This window comes from Streptomyces phytophilus (assembly GCF_013870535.1).
Classification (GTDB): Bacteria; Actinomycetota; Actinomycetes; order Streptomycetales; family Streptomycetaceae; genus Streptomyces; species Streptomyces phytophilus.
Map to the genome: position 1 here is coordinate 1 of NZ_JACBXC010000481.1, position 4,273 is coordinate 4,273.

General features: G+C 71.4%; 4 protein-coding genes. 3 read left to right on the forward strand and 1 reads right to left on the reverse strand.

What is annotated here, in order from left to right; all coding sequences use genetic code 11:
* Positions 1–18 precede the first annotated feature (18 nt).
* Positions 19–1,497, reverse strand: coding sequence for an LVIVD repeat-containing protein (locus H5J30_RS19650; RefSeq protein WP_374100997.1), 1,479 nt, complete (start codon positions 1,495–1,497; stop codon positions 19–21).
* Between the two features lie 175 nt (positions 1,498–1,672).
* Here H5J30_RS19650 and H5J30_RS19655 point away from each other — a divergent pair, with 175 nt between their 5' ends.
* The 3 genes from H5J30_RS19655 to H5J30_RS19665 all read left to right on the forward strand — a co-directional run bounded on the left by H5J30_RS19655 (position 1,673) and on the right by H5J30_RS19665 (position 4,220).
* Positions 1,673–2,314 carry a DUF305 domain-containing protein gene (locus tag H5J30_RS19655; protein ID WP_181788722.1) on the forward strand — a complete coding sequence of 214 codons (642 nt, stop codon included), beginning with the start codon at positions 1,673–1,675 and terminating at the stop codon, positions 2,312–2,314.
* A gap of 92 nt (positions 2,315–2,406) precedes the next feature.
* Positions 2,407–3,489, forward strand: coding sequence for a WD40/YVTN/BNR-like repeat-containing protein (locus H5J30_RS19660; RefSeq protein WP_181788723.1), 1,083 nt, complete (start codon positions 2,407–2,409; stop codon positions 3,487–3,489).
* 44 nt (positions 3,490–3,533) lie between these two features.
* Positions 3,534–4,220, forward strand: coding sequence for a uracil-DNA glycosylase (locus H5J30_RS19665; RefSeq protein WP_027746653.1), 687 nt, complete (start codon positions 3,534–3,536; stop codon positions 4,218–4,220).
* Positions 4,221–4,273 lie beyond the last annotated feature (53 nt).

Sequence of the window (4,273 nt, forward strand, 5' to 3'; positions counted from 1 at the left end):
GCCCGCGGTGCCCGCGGATCAGCGGTAGTCCGGCTGCGTCTGCGTGTTCAGCTCGTGCAGCCGCACCCAGCGCGCGCTGTCGGTGCGCCGGTCGTCGATCTTCAGGACGTCGAAGCCCTTGGCCATGTCGTTGGAGTAGACGTAGCCGTTGTAGTAGTACGCGGACCAGGAGCCGCCGCCGACGAGGTCGGTGTCCGAGAGCGGGCCGCGCTCGAAGTAGCCGATCTCCTTCGGCCTGCGGGAGTCGGTGAAGTCCCAGACGGAGACGCCGCCCTGGTACCACGCCTGGACCATGATGTCGCGCCCGCCGGCCACGGGGACCAGCGAGCCGTTGTGCGCGACGCAGTTCTCGGTGTCGGCCTGGTGCCGCGGGATCTTGTAGTAGCTGCGGAAGGCCAGGTCGTAGTGCTTGCCGCGCTTCTTCAGGTCGTAGATCCCGTTGGCACCGCGCTCGGGACCTATCTCCTCGTTGCAGGTCGCGGCGCCGCCGCCGCCCAGCTCGTCCGTGAAGACGACCTTCCTGCCGTCCTTGCTGAACGTCGCCGAGTGCCAGAAGGCGAAGTTCTCGGAGTCGCGCACCTGGTCGATGACTTCCGGCTCTTCCGGGTCGGAGATGTCCATCAGGATGCCGTCGCCCATGCAGGCGCCGGCCGCGAGACCCAGCTTGGGGTAGGCGGTGATGTCGTGGCAGCCGGTGGTGGCCGACTTGCCGGTGCTCCCCGGGTTGCCGCCGTCGGGGAACAGCACCGGGAAGTCGACGACCTCCGAGCGCTCCGGCGCGGACCGCGGCACCTTGACGATCGAGATGCCGTCATGCGGCGGCTGGCAGTCGGGGAAGGTGGCGCTGGGCGAGTACGAGGAGACGTAGAGGTAAACGTTCCTGCGCTCGGGTATCAGCGTGTGGGTGTGCGAGCCGCAGGCGGTCTCGACGGCGGCGACGTACTCGGGGTTGCGCTTGTCGCTGATGTCGAAGACCTTCATGCCCTCCCAGGAGTCCTTCTCCGTGGCGGGCTGGGTGGTGCTGTTGCAGGAGTTGTCGCTGCGCGACGAGTCCGTGGACAGGAACAGCAGGTCCCCGGAGACCGACACGTCGTTCTGCGAGCCCGGGCAGAGCACCTCGCTGACGACCTCGGGGCTCTCGGGGTCGGCTATGTCGTAGATGACGAAGCCGTCGTAGTTGCCCGCGAAGGCGTAGTGGCCCTGGAAGGCGATGTCGGAGTTGGTGCCCTGCAGGCTGCCCTTGTCCAGATGCGCGACGTGCTCGATGTTGTCGCTCTTGTCGATCTCGTCCACGCCCGGGACGTCACCGCGCTCGATGGCGTCCTGTGCCTGGGACCGTTCACTGCTGCTGAGCTTCTTGGGGGCGTTCGGCCCGTCGCCCGGGTCGGGGACAGCCGCCGCCGTACCGGCGGTCAGCAGCGAGCCCACGAGCCCTATCAGGGCCGCGGCCGCGGCCAGACCTCTGCGTCTCGTGCGTGATCTGTGCAATGACGTCACGTGATTCCCTCCCAGTGGTGCGCCTCGGCAGTTGAAATCAAGGAAGTATCTCGCCAAGCATGTACAGAACAACAGACGGAAACACAGCTGTAATGGAAAGTTTTGGTCCTGTCGGCGCACGCTCGTGCTAGGACGTACCTGGCACCTCACCGGACCCACCTGTACGGAGGCCACCTTGCGGCACCGCCGAGCACTCGCCTCAGTCGTTCCGCTCACCGCAGCGCTGCTGCTGGCCGGCTGCACCGGGGGCGAGACCTCCGACGGCGCCGAGGGCGGCGGCGGGGCGTCCGTCATCGCGCCGGGGAAGCCGGGCGAGGAGGCGGCCACGATCCCCGCGGACGAGGTCGAGGAGGCGCGCGGCGAGGACCGGCCCAACTCGGCGGACACGACGTACATGCGCGACATGATCGAACACCACGGGCAGGCGATCGTGATGACCGGCATCGCCGAGAAGCACGCGGGCTCCAAGGCCGTCCGCGCCATCGCCGGCCGGATCGCGGCCGGGCAGCAGCCGGAGATCGCGGTGATGGAGGCGTGGCTGGAGGAGAACCCCGGCGGCGGGGGTGGCGGTCACGGGGGCGGGCACGAGGCGATGCCGGGGATGGCGAGCGAGGCGGACCTCGACCGGCTGCGGGCGGCGCGCGGCGGGGAGTTCGACGCGCTGTTCCTCAAGCTGATGACCGCCCACCACGAGGGCGCGGTGAAGATGGCCGAGGAGGTGCTCGGCAAGGGCAACAACGAGTACGTCGAGCAGCTGGCGACCGGCGTGATCGCGCAGCAGTTGAGCGAGATCGGCCGCATGGAGAAGCTGGCGTAGGACCTGCGGTTCCGCGCGTCCGGGGGCACTGTCAGTGCCCGGGTGCAGACTGGCGTCGCAGTCGACGACGGAGCGCACGGAGGTGGATCCGGATGCAGGACGCAGTGCTGGCGGTCGGAACGCGCAAGGGGCTGTTCCTCGGACGGCGCCGGGGCGGCACGTGGGAGCTGGACGGGCCGCACTTCAGGGCCCAGGCGGTCTACTCGGTGGGCATCGACACGCGCGGGGCGGCGCCCCGGGTGCTCGCCGGGGGCGACAGCGCGCACTGGGGCCCGTCGGTCTTCCACTCCGACGACCTGGGTGCGACGTGGGAGGAGCCCCGCCGGCAGCCGGTGAAGTACCCGAAGGACACCGGCACTTCGCTGGAGCGGGTGTGGCAGCTGCAGCCCGCGGGGGCCGAGGCCCCCGGCGTGGTGTACGCGGGCACGGAGCCCGGCGGCCTGTTCCGGTCCGCGGACGGCGGCGAGACGTTCGAGCTGATGCGGTCGCTGTGGGACCACCCGACGCGGGAGAAGTGGGAGCCGGGCGGCGGCGGGCTCGCGGTGCACACGGTGGTCACCGACCCGCGGGGGGCCGGCTCCGTGACGGTGGCCGTCTCCGCCGGCGGGGTGTACCGCACGGTGGACGGCGGGGCGAACTGGGCCCCGTCGAACGCCGGGGTGCAGGTGGTCTTCCAGCCGGACAGATACCCGGAGTTCGGCCAGTGCGTGCACAAGGTCGCGCGGGACGCCGTGGATCCGGACCGGCTCTACCTGCAGAACCACTGGGGCGTCTACCGCAGCGACGACGCCGGGGCCACCTGGACCGACATCGGCGCCGGGCTGCCCTCGGACTTCGGCTTCGCGGTCGCCGCCCACCCCTCGCGCGGCGGCACCGCCTACCTCTTCCCCATCACCGCCGACGCCGACCGGGTGCCCGCGGAGAACCGCTGCCGGGTCTACCGCACGTCGGACGCGGGGGCGACCTGGGAGCCGCTGGCGTCGGGGCTGCCGCAGGGGGACCACTACGGCACGGTGCTGCGGGACGCGCTGTGCACCGACGACGCCGACCCGGCGGGGGTGTACTTCGGCAACCGCAACGGGGAGGTCTTCGCCAGCGCCGACGAGGGGGAGAGCTGGACGCAGCTCGCCGCGCACCTGCCGGACGTGCTGTGCGTACGGGCGGCGGCCCTCTGAGACGTGGCGGGCGGGGGGTCGTGGAGCCAGTAGAGTGACCGGCCATGGCTGGACGTCCTCTCCCCGACATCGTCGAAGCCGGCTGGGCCAAGGCCCTGGAACCGGTCGCCCAACAGATCGCCGCCATGGGCGACTTCCTGCGCGCGGAGATCGCCGCGGGGAGAACGTACCTGCCCGCGGGGCCGAACGTGCTGCGGGCCTTCCAGCAGCCGTTCGACGACGTGCGCGTCCTGGTCGTCGGCCAGGACCCGTACCCCACCCCGGGCCACGCCGTGGGCCTCAGCTTCTCCGTCGCCCCCGACGTGCGCCCGCTGCCCGGCAGCCTGGAGAACATCTTCCGCGAGCTGCACAGCGACCTCGGCCACCCCCGCCCCGCCAACGGCGACCTCACGCCCTGGACCGCGCAGGGCGTGCTGCTGCTCAACAGGGCGCTCACCACCGCGCCCCGGCGGCCCGCCGCCCACCGCGGCAAGGGCTGGGAGGAGGTCACCGAGCAGGCCATCCGGGCGCTCGCCGCCCGCGGCCGGCCGCTGGTGGCGATCCTGTGGGGCCGCGACGCGCGCAACCTGCGCCCCATGCTCAGCGAGTACCCGGCCATCGAGTCCGCCCACCCCTCCCCCATGTCCGCCGACCGCGGCTTCTTCGGCTCCCGCCCCTTCAGCCGGGCCAACGAGCTGCTGCAGAAGCAGGGCGCGGACCCGGTGGACTGGACGCTGCCGACGAACGGATAGCCGCCATGACCAGCGATACGGCCCGATGGGTGCTCGGCATCGACTCCGGCGGC